This window comes from Streptomyces viridiviolaceus (genome assembly GCF_014650995.1).
Taxonomy (GTDB): domain Bacteria; phylum Actinomycetota; class Actinomycetes; order Streptomycetales; family Streptomycetaceae; genus Streptomyces; species Streptomyces viridiviolaceus.
In genome coordinates this window covers 59,816-81,150 of the sequence record NZ_BMWA01000032.1, presented here as the reverse complement: position 1 = coordinate 81,150, position 21,335 = coordinate 59,816, and the positions used below count along the sequence as shown (strand labels likewise).

The following is a 21,335-nucleotide window of genomic DNA, read 5'->3' as shown; positions in this document are numbered from 1 at the left end:
CGGAGTGGACGCTGGGCCGGGAAGGCGGGAGCGAGCCGGCCGGTCGACGGCCGCCATGCACTGGCACGGGCCGGCAACCGGCCCTCCGCTGCTTCTTCCGTGCCGTGACCGCACGGTCGGGCTGGTGCAAAGGGCCTCCCGGGCGGGCAGCTCCGTGCCGCCCGCTGAGATCCGACACCCGTGGTTCGGGCGTCGACCTGCTTGCCTTATGCCCTCGAACAAGCGCAGCCATGCCACGACACAGGACGGCGCACCGGTGAACTCCTCGTTACGTCAGCCCCGTCCGCGGTACCCGGGCGGGTCTCGCCGAGGTGCGGAGAGTGCGGGGCGCCGAGGGCAGAAAAAACGGGCCGGTCCGTGGGGGGGAGACGGACCGGCCCGAGGGGGGGTTTCCACCATAACCCTTCGTAAGTGATGCTGCGTGCATCGGCGTGCCACAACTACTCTCCGAAGTCGTCCGGCGACGCCGCGGTGGTCGCGGAACCTCTCATTCCGCCCTGAATCATGGCCAAAACGCAATGGAATCCCAGGGGAACCGGGTGACAGACGCGCCTTTCCGGAGGGTCGGTGCGCCTCGGAATCCGGACGGCCCGATGCCCTCGCATCCCCCCACCGGGTGAACCTCGCGGCGAACGCCGACTTGACTCCGGCACCGCGCAGCCCCCTCCACTGCGCGGTACCGCCCGCGCAGCTTTGCTTACGCGAATTACCTTGGTCCGAACTTACGCGATCAAGCGCTACCGACGCGACCCCAGCGGGACGTCGACGGATAACGATGTGGAAACCCTGTGAGGATCGGCGGGCGATTCCGCACGCCCCCTCCAACGGCGCGAATGTTTGCGAAGGTACGTCCTTTACGCACCGAAGGTCCGATCTTCGGCGCCCCCGCGACTAGGAACGCCTCCCGCCCCGCACGAGCACGAGGCCAATACCTGTCCTACTGCCGCCCTACCGTCCCCCCATGACGACGACCGCGAGGATCACGTGGGGCGCGGCGAGCGCCCGACGGCTCCAACGACAGTTCCTGGCCAGTTCCGCCCGAACGGGCACGCCGGTCGCCGACGTGGTCGGCGCGATGCTCGCCGCCCACGCGCAAGTGCTGTCGGCGGCCGAGGTGTCGGTCGGCATTCGGTCGGCCGAAGGGGTGACACGGGCGGACGTACGCGCGGCGCTGTGGCCGGGCACCGCGGGCGCGGCGGGTCCGCCGGCCGCTCCGGGCTCTTCGCCCGCGACACTCGTGAAGACCTACGGCCCGCGCGGGACCGTCCATCTCCTCCCGGCCCACGACCTGCCCCTGTGGAGCGCCGCGCTGACCGCGGTCCCCGCCGGGACCAGCCCCTTCCCGCCCGCCGCACAGCTCACCGAGGAGCAGGCCCGGCAGGTCGTGGCGGCGATCGGCGACGCCCTCGACGGCACCTTCCTGACCATCGACGAACTGGGCGAGGAGGTCGTCGCCCGCACCGGGCCGTGGGCCGGCGACCTGGTCATGCCGGCCTTCCAGGACATGTGGCCGCGCTGGCGTCAGGTGGTGCACCGGGCGGGTCACGCGGGCGCCCTGTGCTTCGGCCCGAACCGTGGCCGCAAGGTGACGTACACCCGCCCGCCGCACTTCACGCCCGTGACCGCGCGGGAGGGGCTGCGGGCTCTCGTACGCCGCTACCTGCACGCCTACGGCCCGGCCACCCCGCAGCACTTCGCCAAGTGGCTGGCCGCACCGGCCGGCTGGGCGGTACGGCTGTACACCGAGCTGTCCGCGGCGGGGGAGATCGAGGAGGTCGACTTCGAGGGCGCGCCGGCCTGGGTGGCGGCGGGCGACACGGTCTTCCCGGACGAACCGGCCCGCGGGGTGCGGCTGCTGCCGTACTTCGACGCGTACGTCATCGCCGCCCAGCCGCGCGAACTGCTGTTCCCCGGGGCCGCCCACCGCCGGGCGCTGGCGGGCGGGCAGGCGGGCAACTTCCCCGTCCTGCTGGTGGACGGTGTGGCGGCCGGCGTCTGGCACCAGCGGCGCCGGGGGCGGCGTACGACGATCACGGTGGAGCCGCTGGGGCGCCTGACGGCACGGCAGGAACGGCAGCTCGCCGCGCAGGCGGACCGTGTGGCAGCGGTACTGGAGGCGGAGGCGGAGCTGGTGGTGGGCGAGGTCACGGTGGGCCCGCACGCGTGACCCCCGCGGCCTGTGCGGCCTACTTCCGCGGCTTGCGGGCCTCGAAGAGCTGCCGCGCGCTGTGGGCGACGAAGGGGCCCTCGGCCTCGATCCTCTCGTGCAGGGCGCGCAGCCGGGGCTCGTACTCCTCGACCGTGAATCCCGGGACCATCCACACCACCTTGCGCAGGAAGTGAACGACGGCTCCGATGTCGTGGAGCTCCATCCGCAACCGCTCCGCGCGCAGGTCGACGACCTCCAGGCCGGCGGCCTCGGCGTCGGCCCGCTCACGGTCGGGGTGGCGGGCGTTGCGGTTCTCCTCCGGCTGGGGCCCGAGGAAGTACTCGACGAGCTCGAAGACGCTGCTCGGCCCGACGTGCTGGGCGAAGTACGTCCCGCCGGGCGCGAGCACGCGGGCGATCTCCGTCCAGTGGGGGACGACGGGATGCCGGCTCACGACGAGATCGAAGGCCCCGTCGGCGAAGGGGAACGGCGCGTCCTCGGGCGAGGCGACCACCGCGACTCCACGCGGGCGGAGCAGGGCGGTGGCCTTGGCGACGTTCGGCGGCCAGCCCTCCGTGGCGACGACGAGCCGGGGCGGGCGGGAGGCGGCCCCGAGCGCGAAGTCCAGCACCTCGCCCCCGCCTGTCTGCACGTCCAGTACGGCGGTGGCCGCGGCCAGCCGGCCGGCCATGGACCGCGCGTACCCCCAGGACGGGCGGTCCTCGCTCGCCCTCCCCTCGAACCAGGAGAAGTCCCATCCCTCGGTGGGCACGGACGCGCCTTCCGCCACGAGGTCCTCGAAGGTGCGGGGGTGCGGTTGTGCCATGGGTGGTGCTTCTTCCGGTCAACGCGATGGGGGGCAGGGGGTGGGGCACGGGGCTAGGCCACGAGGGGCCGGACCTCCTCGGCGGCGAACCGCACGAAGCCCTCCGGGTCGGGTTCGTCCCCGGTCGGCTGGAGGACCACGGTGTCGGCCCCGGCCTCGGCCAGTCGCCGTACGGCCTTGGCGACGGCGCCCGCGTCCCCGGCGACCCCGAGTTCCGGAACGGCGTCGACTCCCTCGGCGACCAGTTCGGCGCGCAGCCGCTCGGCGGCACCGGGTCCGGTGGCCGTCAGGAGGTAGACGACCACCTTGTGCGGCTCCGTGCGCCCGGCCGTGGCCCGCCCCTCCTCGATGAGCAGCCGGGCCCGCCGCACCCCGTCGGGAGGAGTGGACGCGGTGAGAACCGTCCCGTCGGCGGCCTCCCCGGCGAGCCGCAGCGAACGGGGCCCGGTGGCGCCGGCCAGCACCCCGACACCGGCGTCCGGCGGCCAGTCGAGCGCCACGTCGTCGAGCCGGACGTACCGCCCCTGGGTCGTCACCCGCTCCCCGCGCAGCAGCGCCCGCAGCGCCAGCAGGTGCTCCCGCAACAACGTGACCGGCGACTCGACCCGCGCCCCGACCTGCCCCATCCAGTCCTGCACACCGTGCCCGACGGCCAGGATCGCGCGACCGGGGAACATGCGGTGCAGCGTGGCGGCCTCCATCGCGGTGATGGCGACGTTCCTGAGCGGCACGGGCAACAGCCCGACCCCGACCCGCACGCGTCCGGTCCAGGCGAGCGCGGCAGCGGCCGTGGAGATCCCGCCCTCGCGGAAACAGTCCTCCCAGAGCCACAGCTCTTCGAGCCCGGCCTCATCGGCGACACGGCAGACGGCGTGCAGCTGCTCGGGGGCGAGCTGCGGGCGGAACACGGCGCCGAGGTCGGTCATGGGTTGTTCCTACCCCCGGCCCGGGTCCTTGGGCAACGAGATTACGGGCCGGTGCTCAGGGGATTCTGGAAGCTGACCGTTTCGACGATCTGCCGGAGCATCGCCCGGTACTCCGCCCTGCGCGCCATGGCCGTGGTGCTGATGGTGAGGACGGCCAGGCGCTTGCAGTCGGGGTGCGGGAGATGGGCGTGGATCTGCAGCACCGGATGCGGAGGCAGGCCACTGCCCGCTGCCGGGCGGCGGACCGACTCGCTGATGGCCAGTGGGCCGCTCGCCCGTTCGAGGTACTCGATGTGGGAGTGGTCCGTCGCTCTGGTCACCACCCGAGCCACGGTCGCCGCTCGCGGGGCCACCGCGGTGGCACACCAGGAGACGGTGAACAGGGAGAGCAGGGGCTGGGCGTTGCCGCCGGCCACCCCGCCGACGTCGTCGCGGTGCAGACCGACCGCGCAGTGGACGATCCCGAACTCACCCAGGGCCCTGAGCATCCGCTGTCCCGAGGCAAGAAGCGCGATGAACTCCTGCCTCGCCATCTCGTCGGGTGCCGATTCGAGCAACACGGCCGCTGCCGCGCGCAGACCGTCGGCGTGCGGCGCATCCGGCTCGGCGAGCAGCGCCTCCAAAGGCAGAGCCGTGAAGCCGGCGGGTTCGGCGAACCAGAGTTCCGCGTGGGGGTCGTGAACGGATTCGTGGAGAACGATCGCAGGGGCACTCACAGCACATCTCTCACTTCGGCTCAGGGACGGACCGGGTGGACGCCTGCACGACGTCCGCGCTCGATGTCGTCGGGAGTCGCGCCCCAGTCGGCGAAACGCCAGCCGCTTCGCGCATCGATCCGCTGCTCCACGACATGCATGCGACGCGGGGCCGTTCCTCGCCGGCTGGGGGCGGCAACAAGCCCGATGAATCGCGGGTCGCCGGCGAACCAGATGGTTTCGATGTCGGCCTTCAAGTGGGGTTTGGCTCTTGGGGCCATTCGGCGGGCCCACCATTCCCGGCGGAGGTGCCGGGAGAAAACAAGCGGCAGCCGCTGATCCTGGCAAGCAGGATTGGAGAACTCGAACCAACCGTACTGCTTTCCCGTGACTTCGGGCCGCTTGGTCAGCCCTCGCGGAACGTTCCGCATAATTTGCCAAGGATACGTTCGCAGAACACGCAGCATCAAGAATGCTGCTGGGAAATACTTCAGCTGAGTCAGCACTCGGTAAGGCGCGTAGATGAAGTACGGCATGAAGGCCCATGCCACCCAATTGGGCCTGTAGGTGGAAATTCCCAGCAACGCGACCCATCCACCGGCCCAGCCGATCAGCCCGGCGACGTTCATAACCATGTGCGAGGCCCACGCCAACCGCGTCGGGGGATGATCCCAAGCCGTTGGACACGTGCGAGGGTTCACGGTTCTTCACTCCTCCTTTGCGGTGTCAGAAGACATGACGAACGAGGCCGACGATCCCGCCGTTGTCGAGGACGAGCCGGGAGCCGTCGATTCCTGCGACAGTGCCGTCCTTGATTCCGTCGTCATCGGCGTCCACAGCCTTGTTGTACAGGCCGTAGCCACCAGTGGCGACACCGGTCAACCCCGAAGCTGCGGATACTGCCTTTGCGGCCTTCTCCGGGTCACTGAAGCCGCGCACAGCTCGCGCAATCAGCTGATTTTCCAGCCCAATGATGCGCCCTGCCTCCTCCAGAGACTTCGAACCGTAGGTGGCTGCCTTCTGCCAGAAGTCAAGTGAATGTGCACCTGCCCGAGTAACGTCCATGGCCTCGATACTCCCCTTCAGAACAGCACCCACCCCTGGCAATGCCCCCGCAAAGTCCGCACCCACTGACACCGCGTTGCTCCAGAAGTCGGCGTCGAGTTCTCCCTTGGTGAGCCCGTCCAGGAGGGACGCCCGTACCTCCGGGTCGGTGAGCCGCAGCATGAGCGCGGTCGCGCTCAGTCCCGACGCCGTGAGCATCATCGCCGCCATCACTGCGAGACTCAGTCCCAGCGGTCCGGCGAGGAGAAGCGCTGTCACCCCGATGAGACCCGCCGTGAAGCTGAGGATGTCCGGCAGGTTGTCGGTCAGCCAGTCGAGGGCCTCGTCGAACCATCCCGGCTCGTGCGGTACCAGCTTCTTCGTGGCGTCGCGGATTTTGTCCGCCCGGTGCCTGGCCTTGCTCTCATGCTCCTCGGCCAACCGCTTCGCCCTGCCGATGATCCTGTCGAGCTCGGCCTGCGCCTCTTCAACGGCGGTGTTCGCGCGGGTCAGCGCCTTCTGCGCGGTGTCGTAGTCGGTCCCCTTCTTCTGCAGGTCCGGATCACCGCCCGCCTCACTCGCTCGCCCCTTGGCCCGATCCACGGCTGCCTGGGCTTCCTCGGCGTCCTTCTCGAGCTTTCTGGCCCGCCGTTGGAAGTCGTCGAGTTCGCCTTCCCAGCGGTCCAGTTGCCTGGCCGCCTTGCGGATGGAGTGGGCCGCGTTCTTCAGATTCAGGGGCAGCGGGCCGCCGTCGAGTTGTTCACGGAAGGCGACCGCGGCATCGCCCTTCCAGTAGCTGCCGTCCAGGAGCTTGGTGACCAGATCGAGGGCTTCCTGGAGGACCTCGGCGCAGCCGCTGAGCTTCTTCCGCAAGCCCCTCACCGTCTCGGTGTCGCCCGGTACCGGGTTGAAGCCGAGGTGCGGGTAGCCGGGGTTCGGGATGTGCGGGGCCGACTTGAGCCCCTGCGGCTTGCCCAGGTCCGCCCGCGACTGCGGGTCGAGGGCCGCGCCGCGCTGCTCGGTGCCAGGAGTGACGGTCACCTCTTGTCGCCGTTCTTGCTCTCCCGCGACCGCTTCACCGCTTCCTCGAGCGCCTTGTCGACCTCGAGGTAGCTGTCCTTGCTCTTCCCGATGATCTCGGCCAGATCCTCCGTCTGCTTGCCGATCTCCTCCGACCCGTACGTCCAGTCCTCCTGGAAGTCCTCGCACGCCGAGTCGAGGTCGTCCGTGCCGAGGCCGGTGATCGTCGCGTCCGACAGCGCCTTCCGCACGCCCCTGAGCGAACTCGACGACTTCCTCAGCGACTTCATGAACCGCCCGAGCTCATCACCGTCGACCGCAAGCCGCTCCGCCATCTGCCCCGCCCCATAGTCGGTCCACCTGCACCGATGGAAGGAACGACGGCGTCCGCCTTTCGTGACGCCCGCATCCGCCTTCCCCTCCCAGGGGGTGCACCTTGACGCCCCGAGGGCTGTCGTTCCCGATCAGTGGTTGACGGTCGTGGCATAGGTCCCTGGGCCCGTGTGGCGCCCCGGTTCCTGTGGGTACGTTCGGTCGGGACACCGACGGCACGAAGGGAGGGGCCGGCCATGCAGCGGCTTCGGCTGGACAGGCGGGGGACCTTGGTCGTGCCGGGGGAAGGAGCGGCGGCGGACGTCCGGGTGCCCCTGGAGATCGCCGCCTCTTATCGGGCCCGCACCAAGGGGCTGCTGGGGCGGGACGCCGTCGACGGCGCGATCCTCCTGTCACCCGCCAACAGCGTGCACACCGTCCGCATGCGCATGCCCATCGACGTCGCCTACCTCGACCGGCGGCTCACCGTCATCGCCGTACGCACCATGCCGCCGGGACGGCTGGGGCTGCCCCGGCTCCGCTCCCGGCATGTGCTGGAGGCGGAGGCCGGGGCGATGGCGGGGTGGGGGGTGCGGGTGGGGGTGCGCGTGGAGGTCGTGGAGGGCTGGTCGCCGGGCTCTTCGGACAAGGCCCCAGGCCCTCTGGGCTGAGCGTGGTGATGTGGCCACGGCCCGCCGCAGGCCGTCACGGGCGGCCAGGTGCAGATAGGGGTGCGGGGCGGGATGCCAGCTACCCGGCTCGCGAGCATCCCGCCCAGGGTCAATTTTCGGAGCGGGGGAAGGAGACCTCGACCCTGCGGTTCTTCTTGCGGCCGGCCTCCGTCGAGTTGTCTGCGATGGGGTACTGCTCGCCGTAGCCGCGGACCTCGTAGGTGATGCCGGCGTCGTTCAGTTCCTGCACCAGGAGTTCCTGTACGGCGTTGGCCCGCTTCTTCGACAGGACGTCGCCGTGGGCGGAGGAGCCGAGGTCGTCGGTGAAGCCGAAGACGCGGACCTTGGTGGCGTTCTGGGTCTTGATCTCCTCGGCGATACCGGCGATACGGGACTTCGCCTCCGCGCCCAGTTTCGCGCTGTCCTTGCCGAACAGCACCTCGGCCTGCAGGGCGAACTTCACGTCCGAGTTGGTGTCCTCCCGGCGTTCGTCACCGCTCTGGTCCTCCACGACCGACTTGATGTCCAACACCTTGGCCTGGGCGAGCGTGGCACCGTCCGGGAGCTTCAGGTCGGGGTCGTTGGGGTCCAGTTCCACAGGGGCGGAGGCGGAGGCTTCGCTTCCTGGGGGGACGTTCGGGTCGTCGTCGGCGTGGGCCAGCGTCGCTCCCACGACGTTCGTGGCAAAGAAGAGCGAAGTAGTGAGGAGCACGGTGAGACGGGTCTGGGTCATTGGTGACCTCACCCGGAGATCTGGATAGTAGCGGCAGCGAACGTCGGCAACTGGAAGGTGACTTCGTTCGTGTTCGATGGCGGCGCCGGGAACTGCATGAACACAGGAATAGCAGCACCTGCCTTGATCCTCGGCATGTTCGTCGTTGTGAGGGGCCGACCGTCCGTGTCGCGGAGCACGTAATAGCGCTTCTTCCCTGCTGAATCCACAAGGGTCGCTCCGCCGAGCGAGGACCCATGCCGGATGATCTCGGTCTCATCACCTGCCGTCCGTACAGAAACACGAGCGGGCTCGTCACCGTCGTTCTTCAATTCGCCGCTGACGGTGACGAATCCTCCGGAGTCCCTTACGGCCGAACTGATCTTGAGGACTAGCCCGTCCTCTCCTTTCAGCTCGGCCAGAGGCTCGTCCGTTCCTTCTTGAGTACTCGGGTTGGACCCACTTTCCTGGGAAGCAGTTGCCGAAGCCTCCGGCTTTTTGTCGTCGCTGCCCCCGCCACAGCCGGCCACGCCCAGGGCCAGTCCGGCTGCAACGGTCACTGCGGCCATTCCCCTGCGGGCCTTCGTAGTGAACCGAATGCTCATGCCCCTGCTTCCTTCATCACTCGTCGTTGGCTTGTCAGTCGGCCAGATGGACTTCGAACAGGTCTTCGGCTTTCGGGAGATCGCCCAGGTCCTTCACATCCAGATCCCAGTGCTCGCCCTTGCAGGTCAACCTCGGCAGCACATCGTCCCCTGCGTCGCCTCCGGGAAGCTCGAACGTGCAGCGCGGTTCGATGACAGCCTTCGCGGACGCGCGCGCGTACTTGTTCTCCGTGCCCGGGACAATGCTGTCTCCGACCGGCTCCCCTGCCGTGACCTCGACCGTGTGCTCAAGCGGTCCGTCCGGTGCGCAGGCGTCGAGCCGCGCCTCGTTCTGAGCCGCGAGCTGCTCCGCTCTCCAGCACGAGGGGCCGAGGCCGGCCACAAGTCCGTCGAAGATGTCCTGCCATGAGTCCGGGTCACGCACCTTCTTGACCCACTCGTCAGCGAGTTGGTCACGTGTTTCCTGTGCCGCTGCGAGCGCCGCCGCATCTGCGGCTGTCTGAGCGCTGTTCCGATTCGCCCCGGCCTGGCCGACCGCGAAGTACGCGAGCGCGAGAAAGAGCAGGCCTCCCACCACCGTGATGTAGATGGGGAAGGCCTGCCCTGCGTCGCCGTGTCTGCGGCCGCGCGTCAGCCGCCGGTAACCTCGTCGATCTTGTCCACGATCGCGTCGTAGATCGACTGCCCGATGTCCGTCCCCGTAATGGCCAGCACGATCGCCACCACCACCGCGATGATCCCCAGATACTCCACAGCCGTCTGCCCCTTGTCGTCGCGGGCGGCGTGGGTCTGCAGGTAGGTGGCGGTGGTGTGGAGCCAGTTGGTCATCGTGTTCCCCTCCCGGGTGGCCGGTGCCGCGTTCGGCGTCTGGAACGTACGGGGGGACACGTCGTCCGGCGGAGGGTCCCTGGGCCCATTTCCGGGCCCAATCAGCGGCGGTCATCGCAGATCACCCCAGTTCCCGCGGGGAGTCCGGCGCCGTGCCGAGCCACTTCGCGGCGGCCTCGGAGCGGCTGGAGCTGTGGAGCTTGGCGAAGATGCGGTTGATGTGGTTCTTGACCGTCTTCTCGCTGATGAAGCAGGCGGCGGCGATCTGCTGGTTGTTCATGCCGGACGCGATGAGGTCCATGATCTCCGCCTCTCTGGCACTCAGCCGGAACCTCGACCTGTCGAGAGCACCGGACGACGACTGTGCCACAGCTGGTTGCAATTGCGAAAGAGGGGGAGCAGAGAATGGGCTACTTAGCTCAGCTGCAAGAGGGTTGGACTCATACGCCTCGTGTGCAGTCGCACTCCCATCGGCGTTCACGGCGTCCCGGCGCTCCTCCTCCCTCAGTTGCGCCAGCAGCGCTCCCGCCGCCGTCGGCGTGAAGTGGGCCCTGCCCTGTGTGACGTCCCGGACCGCCGTCACCAGCTGGTCGGCCGTGAACTCGCCGTGGACCAGGTAGCCGCCGGCGCCACGGCGCAGGGCCTCCTGGACGATCTCCGACTCCCCGCTGTAGGTCAGCATCATCACCGGTGCGATGCCCACCAGGTACGGGAGGGCCGAGATGCCGTCCACGCCCGGCATGCGGACGTCCAGGAGGACGACGTCGGGGCGGTGTCGGTCGGCCGCCTCGCAGGCCGCTCTGCCGTCGGCGGCCTCGGCGACGACCGTGATGTCCTCCCGGCCGGAGAGCAGGGCGGTGAGGCCGGCGCGGACCACCGGGTTGTCGTCCGCCACGATCACCCGTAGCGGGGGCGTCGGGGTGGGGACCGGGAGCGGGTGGTGGAGTGGGCCCCGGTTCCGGGGCGGGTCGTCCGGCATCGGGTTCCTCCTCTCCTGTCGTGGGGGGTCGGGTGCGTACGGCGTGCTCATGTCCGGAGCGGCAGGGCGGCCAGCGGGAGGTCCAGGCGTACTTCCGTGCCCGTGGGGTGCTCGCCCCTGCCGATGCGGATGCGGGCGCCCACCGAGGCGGCCCGCTCCACCATGCCGACGAGACCGAAGTGGCCGGCCCGGCTCAGTTCTTCGAGGGTCGTGCCCGGCGGGAGGCCGCCGCCGTCGTCGTACACGCTGATGCGCAGCAGATCGCCGTGGACGCCCGCGCGGACGTGGACGTGGGTGGGTGCGGCGTGGCGGTGGGCGTTCTCCATCGCCTCCGAGGCGATGGTGAGGAGCTGGCGGGCCACGGCCGGGGGGACCGCGGGCACGGCCTGGTCCGCGGTGGGGTGGTGGTACGTGGCGGGTACCCCGGTGCGGGTGGTGAAGTCGTGTGTGCGCGCCGCGAGTTCTCTGGTCACGTCCGTGCCGTGGGACGGGTCGGCCTCGCGGCGCAGGTCGGTGAGCAGTTCGCGGGATTCGGCCGCGGCCCGGCGGGCCGAGCGGGCGATGAGGTCCGCCTGTTGCCTGATCAGCGCCGGGTCCGTGCGGTCCCGGCCGGCGGTGGCGGCCAGACCGTCGGCGGCCAGGGCCACGCCGTGCAGTGTCTTGGCCACGGAGTCGTGCAGCTCACGGGCCAGCCGTGCGCGTTCCGCGCTGACCGCCTCCGTGACGGCCAGGCGGGCCTGCACGGCGGTCAGTGCCTGGGTGGCGGCGCCGAAGCGGAGGAGCAGGTTGCGCAGGCTGGAGCCGACGGCCCCGGCGATGACGCAGAGGCCGGGCAGCAGGAACGACTCCGCCGGACCCGGGTGCGGGTCCTTCATCGTCGCGTGGACCAGCAGCAGGATCAGGGACTGCAGGGAGGCGAAGACGGCGGCGCCCCGCCAGCCGTAGACCAGGCCGGCGAGGAGGGGGGTGCAGACGCTGACGTAGGCGAGCGTGGTGTCGGGGCCCGCCGAGATCAGCAGCAGGGAGCCGAAGAGGGTGTCCACCGCCAGGAGGGTGGGGTGGCGCAGGAGGAGGGGGCCGAAGCGTTCCCAGTCCCGGAAGAGGACGTACGAGCCCATGAAGGTGACGACCACGGCGGCGCCGACCAGGCGTGCGCCCAGGCCCGGGTTGGCGTTGAGGAGGGCGGCGGGGGCGGCCACGGCGATCATGGCCAGGCGGAAGCCGAAGACCTGCCGGCACAGGGCTTGCAGGGCGTTGATCTGGAGGGGGATGGCCGGCGCGGGTGCCGGTTCGGGGCCGGGAGAGGGTGCGGGTGCGGTCGGGTGCCGTGAGGGGCCGTCTCCGTCGGCGGCCACGGATCCGTGTCCCTGCACCGTCCATGCCGGCCGCCCGTTCGGCGCCCCCTCCGCGGGTTCCCACCCCCGTGGCAGCGCCGGCGTCCTCGGGGCGCGGCGGCGCGGGACCCGGGTGGGGGGCGTCCCCAGGGGCTCCCGATCCGACTGGTCCCTGGTCCGCGGGTTCGTGATCGACATGTCGTCCTCCCCTACTCACCCGTGATCGACCCGAAGTCCGTGCCGGACCCGAGGATCAGTCCCGCGCCGAGGAGGATCATCGTGGCCGGGACCATGAACGTCGTGATCATCATCGTGGCCTTGGGCACCGCGCGGGCCGCCTTGCGGCGGGCGTTCTGGGCGTCCGTACGGCGCATGTCCCTGGCCAGGGACACCAGCGTGTCGACGATGGGGGCGCCCAGTTCCTCGCCCTGCTGGAGCGCCGTGACGAACATCGCCACCTGTTCCGAGTCGTTGCGGCGGCGCAGCTCCGCGAACGCCTGGCGGCGGCTCATCCCCAGGTCCATCTGACGCAGGGTGATGCGCAGTTCGTCCGCCCACGGGCCTTCGTAGCGCGTCGCGACGCGGTCCAGGGCCTGGCGGAACCCCAGCCCCGCGCTCACCACGACCGCCAGTACGTCGAGGAAGTCGGGGAGGGTGCGTTCGATCTCGTCCTTGCGGATGCGGATGGCCGACCAGATGCCGACCTCCGTCCAGAACGCCCCGAAGGCCAGCAGGAGCAGGGCGACCAGGAACTGGCCGCGCATCAGGAAGACCAGGAACCCGACGGCGCCCAGGAAGCCGTAGACCGCGCGGCGTGCGGCGTAGCGGTCGATGGTCAGGCCGCCGGGGTTGCCCGCCAGGTCGATCTTGCGGCGGTACTTGGCCACCAGGCTCGGGCCCATCAGGCGCAGCACGGTGGGGGCGTACCGCATGCCGAGGCGGTCGACGAGGGAGTCGACGGCGCCGGTGCGGGTGGAGCCGACCTCCAGGGCGAGGGCGAGGTCGCCGGGGAGTTTCGCCTCGGCCCGGTACATGCGGATGCCGGCGAAGACGCCCCAGACGCTGAGGCCCATGACCAGTGCGAGCAGCAGTTCCACGAGGTCTCCTCCGTCCTACACGTCGATGCGCGACAGGCGGCGGATGAGGACGAAGCCGACGGCGTAGAGCGCGAAGGCGATGATGACCGCCGCCTGGCCGGCCGGTGAGCCGGTCATGCGTTCCAGGGCGCCGTCCTTCACCCCGTTCATCAGGAACAGGGAGCCGACGCCCAGTACGGGGACGGCGTACGACGTCATGTTCACCTGGGAGAGCTGCGTGCGGACTTCCCGCCGGGTCTCCTTGCGCTCCTCCAGCGTCTCCGTCAGGTTGCGCAGGGCGCCGACGACCTGGCCGCCCGCCCGGTTGGACAGGACGAGGGTGGTGACCAGGACGACCAGTTCGCGGGAGGGGAGGCGGTCCGCCAGTTCACCGAGGGCGTCGTCCATCGAGGCGCCGAGCGCCAGCTGGTCGGCCACCTTGCCGAGTTCCTCGCCGGCCGGGGCCTCCAGTTCCTCCGCCGCCATGCCGATGGCGGTGCGCAGGGCGAGACCGGCCTGGGTGGCGTTGGCGAGGATGCGGGCGAGTTCGGGAAGCTGGTTGATGAACTTCTCGATGCGTTTCTGACGTTGCCAGTTGAGGAACTGCACGGCCACACCGATGCCGAGCAGCCCGGCGAGCGGGCCGAAGAACGGGGCCAGGGACGCCTGCCCGATCAGCCACAGGCCGGCGACCGTGGTGAGCATGTAGACGAAGAACTCGCCCGGGGTGATGTCCAGGCCGGTGGCGGCCAGGCGCAGTTCCAGCTTCCTGCCCGGCTTGGTACGGCGCAGGCGGCGGTCCAGGTTGCCGAAGCGGTGCCGGCGGCCCGCGGAGGGCATCCGGCCGGTGGCCGTGAGACGGTCGACGAGGGCCTGGCGCTGCGCCTTGCCCGAGGCGTACGAGTGCACGCCCATGACCGCCAGGGCGCAGGTCAGCAGGGTGACGCCGGTGGTGAGCGTGACGAGGGTCTGCAGTTCCATCGGGACGGTTCCTACCTGGCTTCTCGGGTGGCGAGCTGGTCTGCGGTCACGGCGACGCCGAAGGCCTGCGGAACGGGCTGGCCCGCCATGTAGAGGCGGTCGGCGGTGCGGCGCGGGAGGGGATAGTGCTCGAAGGCGCCGTAGATGCGGCCGTCGGCGGTCATCGGCCGGGCGTTGAAGCGGGCCACGGTGGCCAGGCGGTAGGGCTCGCCGCCGTGGCTGGCCAGCAGGGCGATCTCGGTGATGCGGCGGGCGCCGTCGGCGAAGCGGGTGAGCTGGACGATGACGTCGACGGCGCTGTTGATCTGGTCGTGCAGGGCCACGAAGGGGATCTCCACGTCGGACATGGAGGCGAGCGTCTGCAGGCGCATCAGGGCGTCCTCCGCGCTGTTGGCGTGGACGGTGGCGAGCGAGCCGTCGTGGCCGGTGGACATCGCCTGGAGCATGTCGAGGGACTCGCCGCCGCGGACCTCACCGACGACGATGCGGTCGGGGCGCATGCGCAGGGAGTTGCGGACGAGGTCGCGGATGGTGACGCGGCCCTTGCCCTCGACGTTGGGCGGGCGCGACTCCAGGCGGATCACGTGCGCCTGCTGGAGCTGGAGTTCCGCGGAGTCCTCGATGGTGATGATGCGTTCGGTCTCCGGGATCAGGCCGGACAGGGCGTTGAGCAGCGTGGTCTTTCCGGTGCCCGTGGCGCCCGAGACGATGATGTTGAACCTGGCCTGCACCAGGCCGGCCAGCAGGTACAGCATGTGCTCGTCCAGCGAGCCCAGGCCGATCAGCTCGTGCAGGGTGAAGGAGCGCGGGAAGCGGCGGATGGTGAGCGTGGCGCCGGTCAGGGACAGCGGCGGGATGATGACGTTGACGCGCTCGCCGGAGGGGAGGCGGGCGTCGACCATGGGATTGGACTCGTCCACGCGGCGGTTGACCGTGGAGACGATCCGCTCGATGGTCTGCATGAGCTGGTCGTTGGAGGCGAAGCGGAGCGGCAGTTGCTCCACCCGGCCGCCGCGCTCGACGAAGATCGCGTCGGGGCCGTTGACCATGATCTCCGTGATGGAGGCGTCCTCCAGCAAAGGCTCCAGGATGCCGAGGCCGAGGGCCTCGTCCACCACCCGGCGGATCAGCTGCGAGCGTTCGACGGTCGACAGGACCGGGCCCTCGCGGCTGATGATGTGCCCGAGCACCCGCTCCAGCCGGGCCCGGCGCTCGGCCGTGGCCAGCGAGCTCATCTCCGCGAGGTCGATCTCCTCCAGGAGCTTGGCCCGGTAGGAGGCGACCAGGTGTCCGTCCTCGCCCCGGCTGCCGTGCTCCTCGGGGGCGTGGATGCGTGCGCGCAGGCTCATGCGTCCGGTGCTCCTTGCTCCTCGGTCAGTGGTCGAGCGGCATGGTCGCCGTCCTGGTCGCGTCCCCGAAGTCCCAGCCGGGGACGATCGAGGGGATGTCGACGGTCGCGGTGACCGTCACCTCGTCGGCGGCGTACGACGGCGGGCAGTCGGTGCCGTCGGCCAGCCAGCCGCTCACCGCCGCGGTGCACGCCTCCTGGGCGCTGCGGTCGAGCGAGGCCCCGCGCGCGCCGGCCCGCGCCGCGGTGCCGGCCTGCTGCGCGGTGTAGGCGATCAGGCCGAGTTGTACGGCGGCCATGGCGACGATGATCAGAACGGGCAGGAAGCCGAGGTACTCGATGGCCACCTGGCCCCGGTCACGGTGCCTTCCGCGCTGCCTTCCGGCGAGGTACGGCATCTCAGTCGTCCTCCTCCTCGACGGCCCCGGCGTGGCCCCGCACGTCGAACGGGAACCCGATCGTGCCCGGGAAGAGGACGGGGACCCTGAGCCGCACGTCGGCCGTGACGAAACCGCCCCCGGTGCCGCAGTCCACGTCGGCGTCCCCCTCCCACGCGCCCGGCAGCTTGTCCACGCCTGCCTCCTGGCAGGCGCCCGCCCGCTCCCCCGGACTCGCCGCGGTCCCCGCCCGTACCGCCTCGTCGGCAGCATTCCCCGCGAGCGTGAACGTGTACCCCACCAGCACGAGCTGCCACAGCACCACCAGCGTCACGATGATCGTCGGCGTCATGCCGAGGAACTCGATGGTGACCTGGCCCCGGTCCCGTTGCGCGTTCCGGCCGCGTAACGCGCTCATCCGCCGCCCTCCCTGCGGCGCCGGAAGCTCACCGACCCCTTGTCGCCCCGGAACCGGCCGCCCCTCCGGTCCCCTTCGGGTGCCTTGACCAGCCCCAGCTCGCCCGCGAGGCCCCACAGGGCCTGTTTGACGGTGCTGCGGCTGTCCAGTTCGTGGATGCGTCCGGCGTCCACGGCACCCTGGAGTTCCTTGAACGCCGCGGGGACCGCGGTGGCCGCGACGCCCGTGCCGGTGATCCGCTGGATCAGCGCGGGCTGGATCTCCGTACCGCGCGTGTGCCGGTTGACGACGACGGTGGTCTCCTCCGCCTTGCGGATCTGCAGCCGGTCCCACATGCGCACCGCCCGCTTGGCGCCGCGCACCGCGACCACGTCGGGGGTGGTCACCAGCAGTGCCTTGTCGGCCATCTCCACAGCCGCCGCGCCCGCGCCGCCGAGCTGGGCGCCGCAGTCGATGACGACGACCTCGTAGCGGGAGCGCAGGGCGCTGACGATCTGGCGGGTGGCGCGGTCGGTGACGTCCTCGCCGCGTTCGCCCTCGCCGGGGGCGAGCAGCAGCGCCACGCCGGTGTCGTGGCGGAAGACCGCGTCGGCCAGGACGCGCGGGGAGATGTCGTTGACGGCGGCCAGGTCGACGACCGAGCGGCGGAACTGGACGTCCAGGTAGGAGGCGACGTCGCCGGTCTGGAGGTCCATGTCGACCAGGGCGGTGCCGCGGCCGGACGCCTGGGCGGCGAGGGCGAGCTGGATGGCCGTCACGGTCGCGCCCACGCCGCCCTTGGCGCCGCTGACCGTGACGACGGTGCCGCCGGCCCCGGTGAACACGTCGCCGCCGCTGCCCAGGTGACGGCGTACGCCTACCGACCACTGGGCCACCGCCTGGACGCGGCTGGCGAGTTCCTCGTAGCTCAGGGGCAGGGCGACCAGGCCGCGGGCGCCGTAGTCCATGGCGGCCTGGAAGAGGCCGGGGCCCGCGTCGGAGGTGACGAGGATGACGCCGACGGCCGGGAAGCGCAGGGCGACCTCGCGGATCAGTTCCAGCGCGGGGACCGGTCCGATCCGCTCGTGCACGACGACGACCTCGGGGAGTTCGTCGACGGATTCGGCGGCCAGCCGGGCGAGGGTGTCCACGAGTTGGGTGGAGTCGACGACCGGGGCCACCGGTTCGGCGTCCGGGAGCTGGCTGAGCAGGGTCGTGATGGACCGTACGGCGTCCGGGTCGCCGACTGCCGGGAGAATCCTCGTGGGCATGCGGGCCTCTCACTTGTCCTTCGCGAGTTCGTACGTCCGGTCCTTGTCCGGCACCGTGGTGTCGCCGCCCGGTGCCACGAGCGCGAGCCGGACCCGCTGGGCGAACGACTCGGCGTAGGTGATGCGCTGGGCGTCGATCGTGGACAGGGCGAAGGTGATGGGGACGGCGTCGGTGGGCTGCCGGTCGCGGCTGTTCTCGTCGGGTTCCAGTGAGGTGAGTTCGCCGACGTCGATGACCTTGGCGTTGGTCACGATGATCTTGGATTGGGCGGGGTCGCCCTCACGCTCTGCCTCGAAGGTGGCGTACACGTTGACGGTGGAGCCCGGCGTGATCTTGCCGGCCACTCCGGTCGCCGCGTCGATCATGATGGCGACCTCCTGCTGCCCGGGCTGCAGGGCGGGCTGGTCGACGATCATGTCGCTCTGCAGCAACGAGCCCTTCTTCAGGGTCGTCACGGCGATCTTGCCGCGGATCCGGTCGAGATCGGTGACCGCGTTCTGCGAGAGCCAGCGCTCGGGCATCCGGATCTTCTCGAACTGGCCCGCGCTGAGCGTCGTGTAGGGCGCCACATCTGATGTGAGCCGGTAGGCGGTGACCTCGGGGCCGACCTTGGACTGCACGTCACGGACGACGGACAGCACGCCGGCGAAGGCGCCGAGGGCGCAGACGACGGACAGGATCAGCAGGATGATGCCGCGGCGCTGACGGGAGTTCATGAGCCGTGCAACCTCATTGGGGGTTCGGTCGGACCGGATCGGATGACGGGGCGGTGCGGGTGCGGCTCACCCGGTGAGCATGCGGGTGCCGCCACGGACGCCGGGCCGGCCGTCCGGCCGGGCGTCGTGGACCGGGGGCGTCGCGGAGCAGAACACGCAGCGGTCCCCGATGACGTCGATGCCGCACCAGTGGCACCTGCTCTGCCGTACGGACGTGACCAGCTGGTACAGGACCGACAGGTCGGGCAGGTAGGCGCAGAACTCGGTCAGCCTGCCGGTCCCCCACCAGCCAGGGGACTCGGCCGGGAGCGGGGTCTCGCGCAGCCCGAGCACGCTCCAGGACGGGGCCAGCGTGCCGGTGACCCAGTCGGACGGGAGCTGGCCCTTGGCGACCAGCAGCCAGGTGCCGAACTCCGGTCCGGCGAGGGCGGCCCCGGGTGTGATCCTGACGAGCTGCGGCTCGGGGTGGGCGACGACGCCGAACTGGCTGCCCGGCATCCAGGACTTGGCGTGCGACTTCAGGCCCACGGGGACGCGGTCGAGCCGGGCGACGGAGCCGAGGAGCGCGCCGGAGTGGATGTAGTGGGTGAGCAGGCGGCCGGCCGAGGCGAGGACGCCGGGGCCGAGGTCGCAGGAGGCCAGCTGCCGCAACTGGCGGGCCAGGACCGCGAGCCCGAGCGGGGGCAGGGGCGGCCGGAACAGGGCGATCCGGTCGGTCTCCAGCAGGGAGCGGATGGTGTGCAGCCGCCGCTCCACGCCGGCGGGGGCGGCCTGTGAGCACACCACGATCACATGCCCGTGCTGGTCGACCAGCGACTGCAGGTCGGTCAGGGCCTGCTCCAGCGGACGCCGGTCGACGTCCTGGAGCACGACCGCGGGCAGGGTCCGTTCGTCCTGCGGCGGCAGTGCCAAGTCGGCACTGGTCACGGCAATGGCAGTTGGCACGCGCGGCTCCCCGTCTCCCCATGCCCGTCGGTCTGCCGGTGTTACTCCGGCACACCCGGATGACTTCACTGCGTGACTACCTGAGCACTGTATCCACGCGTCTGTGACCGGAGAACAGCGTTTCTGTAGCTGTGGAACAACTTGTGTTGCACAAGTTGCGGCAAACCGGGGCAGGTTGAACATTCCCCGGTCACATGTCAGGCCCCGCACACGCTCGCCCCGGGACCGCCGCAAGTCCGCGACGGGGCGACACAGTTGGTCCGTACCTACCTCTTGACACCCTCAATTGGTCTGGACCACCTTGTACTTCAGCGGTGGCCACCGTCCCCATCCCTCCCCACTCCCCCACCGGAGGCTCCAGTGGACCCCGTACGCAGACGGCGCAGACGACGGCTCGGTACCTGGTCGGGTGCCGTCACCGCCGCCCTGGCCCTCGCGGTCACGGCCGTCGGCCCCGCATCCGCCGCAGACGTCAACAACGCCAGGAACGCCGGCTTCGAGGCCGGTCTGACCGACTGGAGCTGCTCGGCGAACAGCGGCACGACCGTCGCGTCCCCGGCGCACGCGGGCTCCGCCGCGCTGAAGGCGACGCCGGCGGGGCAGGACAACGCCCGGTGCTCGCAGCGCGTCGCGGTGAAGCCCGGCTCCACGTACACGCTGAGCGCCTGGGTGCAGGGCGGGTACTCCTACCTGGGCGTGACGGGGACGGGCACGACGGACGTTTCGACCTGGTCGCCGGGCTCCGACGCGTGGAGGCAGCTGACGACGAGCTTCACCACCGGCTCGTCGACGACGTCGGTCACGGTCTACACGCACGGCTGGTACGGGCAGTCGGCCTACTACGCCGACGACGTCTCCGTCTACGGCCCGGACGGAGGCGGTGGCGGCGGACCGGAGCCGACGGTCCCGGCCACCCCGGCCGGACTGAGCGTCTCCGGCACGACGTCCTCCTCGGTGTCGCTGGCCTGGAACGCGGTCTCGGGCGCGACCGGCTACAGCATCTACCGCGACGGCACGAAGATCACGGCGGTGACCGGCACGTCGGCGACGGTGACCGGCCTCGCGGCCTCGACGTCGTACTCCTTCCAGGTCGCGGCGACGAACGCGGCCGGTGAGTCGGCGAAGTCGGCGGCGGTGACGGCCCGTACGGCGGAGCAGGGCGGCGGGGGCGGCGACCTGCCCGAGCACGCCGTGACCGGCTACTGGCAGAACTTCGACAACGGGGCGACGGTCCAGAGGCTCTCGGACGTCTCCTCTCAGTACGACATCATCGCGGTGGCCTTCGCGGACGCGACCACGACGCCGGGCGCCGTCACCTTCAACCTCGACTCGGCCGGGCTGGGCGGCTACACGGTCGACCAGTTCAAGGCGGACATCCGCGCCAAGCAGGCGGCCGGGAAGAAGGTCATCATCTCGGTGGGCGGCGAGAAGGGCACCGTGTCGGTGAACGACTCCGCCTCCGCGACGAACTTCGCGAACTCCGTCCACTCCCTGATGCAGACGTACGGCTTCGACGGCGTCGACATCGACCTGGAGAACGGCCTGAACGCCACGTACATGACGCAGGCCCTGCGGGCGCTGTCGACGAAGGCCGGCCCGTCGATGATCCTCACGATGGCGCCGCAGACGATCGACATGCAGTCGACGTCCAACGCGTACTTCCGGACGGCGCTGAACGTGAAGGACATCCTCACGGTCGTCAACATGCAGTACTACAACAGCGGTTCCATGCTGGGCTGCGACGGCAAGGTCTACTCGCAGGGGACGGTCGACTTCCTCACCGCCCTGGCCTGCATCCAGCTGGAGGGCGGCCTCGACCCCTCCCAGGTGGGCCTCGGCCTTCCCGCCTCGACGCGGGCGGCGGGCGGCGGCTACGTCTCACCGGCCGTGGTGAACAACGCCCTGGACTGTCTGACGAAGGCCACGAACTGCGGCACCTTCAAGCCGTCCAGGACGTACCCCTCCCTGCGGGGCGCGATGACCTGGTCGACGAACTGGGACGCGGCGGCGGGCAACGCCTGGTCGAACACGGTGGGCGCGCACGTGCACGCGCTGCCCTAGCCCCGGCCGAACCGGCTCCGGCCCCTGTCCGCGGTGACGCGGGCAGGGGCCTCGCCCTGTC

Annotated in this window: 23 protein-coding genes; 3 read left to right on the top strand and 20 right to left on the bottom strand. The window is 70.6% G+C overall.

Annotation, left to right across the window (positions count from 1 at the left end; genetic code table 11):
* Positions 1 to 961: 961 nt before the first annotated feature.
* Positions 962 to 2,167, top strand: coding sequence for a winged helix DNA-binding domain-containing protein (locus tag IE260_RS34640; RefSeq protein WP_189879220.1), 1,206 nt, complete (start codon positions 962 to 964; stop codon positions 2,165 to 2,167).
* A gap of 19 nt (positions 2,168 to 2,186) precedes the next feature.
* On the opposite strand, the gene IE260_RS34635 is transcribed toward IE260_RS34640, so the two are convergent.
* The 6 genes from IE260_RS34635 to IE260_RS34610 all read right to left on the bottom strand — a co-directional run bounded on the left by IE260_RS34635 (position 2,187) and on the right by IE260_RS34610 (position 6,995).
* Positions 2,187 to 2,975 (bottom strand): class I SAM-dependent methyltransferase, encoded by a 789-nt coding sequence (locus IE260_RS34635; RefSeq protein WP_189879218.1) that lies wholly within the window; start codon positions 2,973 to 2,975, stop codon positions 2,187 to 2,189.
* 53 nt (positions 2,976 to 3,028) lie between these two features.
* Complete coding sequence (locus tag IE260_RS34630) at positions 3,029 to 3,901, bottom strand: LLM class flavin-dependent oxidoreductase (protein WP_189879216.1); 873 nt, start codon at positions 3,899 to 3,901, stop codon at positions 3,029 to 3,031.
* A gap of 41 nt (positions 3,902 to 3,942) precedes the next feature.
* Positions 3,943 to 4,617, bottom strand: a complete 675-nt coding sequence (locus IE260_RS34625) for a hypothetical protein (protein WP_189879214.1) — start codon at positions 4,615 to 4,617, stop codon at positions 3,943 to 3,945.
* Positions 4,618 to 4,637: 20 nt separating this feature from the next.
* Positions 4,638 to 5,231, bottom strand: coding sequence for a hypothetical protein (locus IE260_RS34620; protein ID WP_229881595.1), 594 nt, complete (start codon positions 5,229 to 5,231; stop codon positions 4,638 to 4,640).
* Positions 5,232 to 5,322: 91 nt separating this feature from the next.
* On the bottom strand, positions 5,323 to 6,681 hold the full coding sequence (locus IE260_RS34615) for a putative T7SS-secreted protein (RefSeq protein ID WP_189879210.1): 1,359 nt from the start codon (positions 6,679 to 6,681) through the stop codon (positions 5,323 to 5,325).
* The gene (locus IE260_RS34610) at positions 6,678 to 6,995 is read right to left on the bottom strand and encodes a hypothetical protein (protein ID WP_189879208.1); all 318 of its coding nucleotides are present in this window, start codon (positions 6,993 to 6,995) and stop codon (positions 6,678 to 6,680) included. Before IE260_RS34610 ends, IE260_RS34615 begins: the two co-directional genes overlap by 4 nt.
* Positions 6,996 to 7,229: 234 nt before the next feature.
* On the opposite strand from IE260_RS34610, the gene IE260_RS34605 reads away from it, so the two are divergent.
* The gene (locus tag IE260_RS34605) at positions 7,230 to 7,643 is read left to right on the top strand and encodes a DUF192 domain-containing protein (RefSeq protein ID WP_189879206.1); all 414 of its coding nucleotides are present in this window, start codon (positions 7,230 to 7,232) and stop codon (positions 7,641 to 7,643) included.
* 109 nt (positions 7,644 to 7,752) lie between these two features.
* Here the strand turns inward: IE260_RS34605 and IE260_RS34600 are convergent, their stop codons facing one another.
* The 14 genes from IE260_RS34600 to IE260_RS34535 form a co-directional block, all read right to left on the bottom strand.
* Positions 7,753 to 8,376: an OmpA family protein gene (locus IE260_RS34600; RefSeq protein WP_189879204.1), complete on the bottom strand. Its 624-nt coding sequence runs from the start codon at positions 8,374 to 8,376 to the stop codon at positions 7,753 to 7,755.
* A gap of 8 nt (positions 8,377 to 8,384) precedes the next feature.
* Positions 8,385 to 8,960, bottom strand: a complete 576-nt coding sequence (locus tag IE260_RS34595) for a hypothetical protein (protein WP_189879202.1) — start codon at positions 8,958 to 8,960, stop codon at positions 8,385 to 8,387.
* A gap of 34 nt (positions 8,961 to 8,994) precedes the next feature.
* The gene (locus IE260_RS34590) at positions 8,995 to 9,594 is read right to left on the bottom strand and encodes a pilus assembly protein TadG-related protein (RefSeq protein WP_189879264.1); all 600 of its coding nucleotides are present in this window, start codon (positions 9,592 to 9,594) and stop codon (positions 8,995 to 8,997) included.
* Positions 9,591 to 9,788 (bottom strand): Flp family type IVb pilin, encoded by a 198-nt coding sequence (locus IE260_RS34585; protein ID WP_189879200.1) that lies wholly within the window; start codon positions 9,786 to 9,788, stop codon positions 9,591 to 9,593. Before IE260_RS34585 ends, IE260_RS34590 begins: the two co-directional genes overlap by 4 nt.
* A 121-nt stretch (positions 9,789 to 9,909) precedes the next feature.
* On the bottom strand, positions 9,910 to 10,767 hold the full coding sequence (locus IE260_RS34580; RefSeq protein ID WP_189879198.1) for a response regulator: 858 nt from the start codon (positions 10,765 to 10,767) through the stop codon (positions 9,910 to 9,912).
* 47 nt (positions 10,768 to 10,814) lie between these two features.
* Positions 10,815 to 12,299, bottom strand: a complete 1,485-nt coding sequence (locus IE260_RS34575) for a sensor histidine kinase (RefSeq protein ID WP_229881593.1) — start codon at positions 12,297 to 12,299, stop codon at positions 10,815 to 10,817.
* Positions 12,300 to 12,310: 11 nt separating this feature from the next.
* A complete protein-coding gene (locus IE260_RS34570) occupies positions 12,311 to 13,198 on the bottom strand; it encodes a DUF5936 domain-containing protein (protein ID WP_189879196.1) in 888 nt (295 codons plus the stop codon).
* A gap of 15 nt (positions 13,199 to 13,213) precedes the next feature.
* On the bottom strand, positions 13,214 to 14,158 hold the full coding sequence (locus tag IE260_RS34565; protein WP_189879194.1) for a type II secretion system F family protein: 945 nt from the start codon (positions 14,156 to 14,158) through the stop codon (positions 13,214 to 13,216).
* 11 nt (positions 14,159 to 14,169) lie between these two features.
* Positions 14,170 to 15,507: a TadA family conjugal transfer-associated ATPase gene (locus tag IE260_RS34560; RefSeq protein ID WP_189879192.1), complete on the bottom strand. Its 1,338-nt coding sequence runs from the start codon at positions 15,505 to 15,507 to the stop codon at positions 14,170 to 14,172.
* Between the two features lie 25 nt (positions 15,508 to 15,532).
* Entirely contained in the window at positions 15,533 to 15,904 is a 372-nt protein-coding gene (locus tag IE260_RS34555; RefSeq protein WP_189879190.1) for a TadE/TadG family type IV pilus assembly protein, read from the bottom strand.
* A 1-nt stretch (position 15,905) separates the two neighbouring features.
* Positions 15,906 to 16,301 carry a pilus assembly protein gene (locus IE260_RS34550; RefSeq protein WP_189879187.1) on the bottom strand — a complete coding sequence of 132 codons (396 nt, stop codon included), beginning with the start codon at positions 16,299 to 16,301 and terminating at the stop codon, positions 15,906 to 15,908.
* Positions 16,298 to 17,551 carry a CpaE/TadZ family protein gene (locus IE260_RS34545; protein ID WP_189879185.1) on the bottom strand — a complete coding sequence of 418 codons (1,254 nt, stop codon included), beginning with the start codon at positions 17,549 to 17,551 and terminating at the stop codon, positions 16,298 to 16,300. Before IE260_RS34545 ends, IE260_RS34550 begins: the two co-directional genes overlap by 4 nt.
* A 9-nt stretch (positions 17,552 to 17,560) precedes the next feature.
* Entirely contained in the window at positions 17,561 to 18,268 is a 708-nt protein-coding gene (cpaB, locus tag IE260_RS34540) for a Flp pilus assembly protein CpaB (protein ID WP_189879183.1), read from the bottom strand.
* A 66-nt stretch (positions 18,269 to 18,334) separates the two neighbouring features.
* Complete coding sequence (locus tag IE260_RS34535; RefSeq protein WP_189879180.1) at positions 18,335 to 19,213, bottom strand: hypothetical protein; 879 nt, start codon at positions 19,211 to 19,213, stop codon at positions 18,335 to 18,337.
* A 360-nt stretch (positions 19,214 to 19,573) separates the two neighbouring features.
* Here IE260_RS34535 and IE260_RS34530 point away from each other — a divergent pair, with 360 nt between their 5' ends.
* Positions 19,574 to 21,274, top strand: a complete 1,701-nt coding sequence (locus IE260_RS34530) for a chitinase (RefSeq protein WP_189879178.1) — start codon at positions 19,574 to 19,576, stop codon at positions 21,272 to 21,274.
* The last annotated feature ends 61 nt before the right edge of the window (positions 21,275 to 21,335 follow it).

What these genes read in the sequence shown, in the direction of transcription:
- IE260_RS34560 (WP_189879192.1), bottom strand. Translation starts at nt 15,507, where the DNA reads ATGAGCCTGCGCGCACGCATCCACGCCCCCGAGGAGCACGGCAGCCGG.
- IE260_RS34640 (WP_189879220.1), top strand. Translation starts at nt 962, where the DNA reads ATGACGACGACCGCGAGGATCACGTGGGGCGCGGCGAGCGCCCGACGG.
- IE260_RS34620 (WP_229881595.1), bottom strand. Translation starts at nt 5,231, where the DNA reads ATGGTTATGAACGTCGCCGGGCTGATCGGCTGGGCCGGTGGATGGGTC.
- cpaB (WP_189879183.1), bottom strand. Translation starts at nt 18,268, where the DNA reads ATGAACTCCCGTCAGCGCCGCGGCATCATCCTGCTGATCCTGTCCGTC.
- IE260_RS34635 (WP_189879218.1), bottom strand. Translation starts at nt 2,975, where the DNA reads ATGGCACAACCGCACCCCCGCACCTTCGAGGACCTCGTGGCGGAAGGC.
- IE260_RS34550 (WP_189879187.1), bottom strand. Translation starts at nt 16,301, where the DNA reads ATGAGCGCGTTACGCGGCCGGAACGCGCAACGGGACCGGGGCCAGGTC.
- IE260_RS34565 (WP_189879194.1), bottom strand. Translation starts at nt 14,158, where the DNA reads ATGGAACTGCAGACCCTCGTCACGCTCACCACCGGCGTCACCCTGCTG.
- IE260_RS34585 (WP_189879200.1), bottom strand. Translation starts at nt 9,788, where the DNA reads ATGACCAACTGGCTCCACACCACCGCCACCTACCTGCAGACCCACGCC.
- IE260_RS34610 (WP_189879208.1), bottom strand. Translation starts at nt 6,995, where the DNA reads ATGGCGGAGCGGCTTGCGGTCGACGGTGATGAGCTCGGGCGGTTCATG.
- IE260_RS34600 (WP_189879204.1), bottom strand. Translation starts at nt 8,376, where the DNA reads ATGACCCAGACCCGTCTCACCGTGCTCCTCACTACTTCGCTCTTCTTT.
- IE260_RS34605 (WP_189879206.1), top strand. Translation starts at nt 7,230, where the DNA reads ATGCAGCGGCTTCGGCTGGACAGGCGGGGGACCTTGGTCGTGCCGGGG.
- IE260_RS34595 (WP_189879202.1), bottom strand. Translation starts at nt 8,960, where the DNA reads ATGAGCATTCGGTTCACTACGAAGGCCCGCAGGGGAATGGCCGCAGTG.
- IE260_RS34575 (WP_229881593.1), bottom strand. Translation starts at nt 12,299, where the DNA reads ATGTCGATCACGAACCCGCGGACCAGGGACCAGTCGGATCGGGAGCCC.
- IE260_RS34630 (WP_189879216.1), bottom strand. Translation starts at nt 3,901, where the DNA reads ATGACCGACCTCGGCGCCGTGTTCCGCCCGCAGCTCGCCCCCGAGCAG.
- IE260_RS34545 (WP_189879185.1), bottom strand. Translation starts at nt 17,551, where the DNA reads ATGCCCACGAGGATTCTCCCGGCAGTCGGCGACCCGGACGCCGTACGG.
- IE260_RS34555 (WP_189879190.1), bottom strand. Translation starts at nt 15,904, where the DNA reads ATGCCGTACCTCGCCGGAAGGCAGCGCGGAAGGCACCGTGACCGGGGC.
- IE260_RS34580 (WP_189879198.1), bottom strand. Translation starts at nt 10,767, where the DNA reads ATGCCGGACGACCCGCCCCGGAACCGGGGCCCACTCCACCACCCGCTC.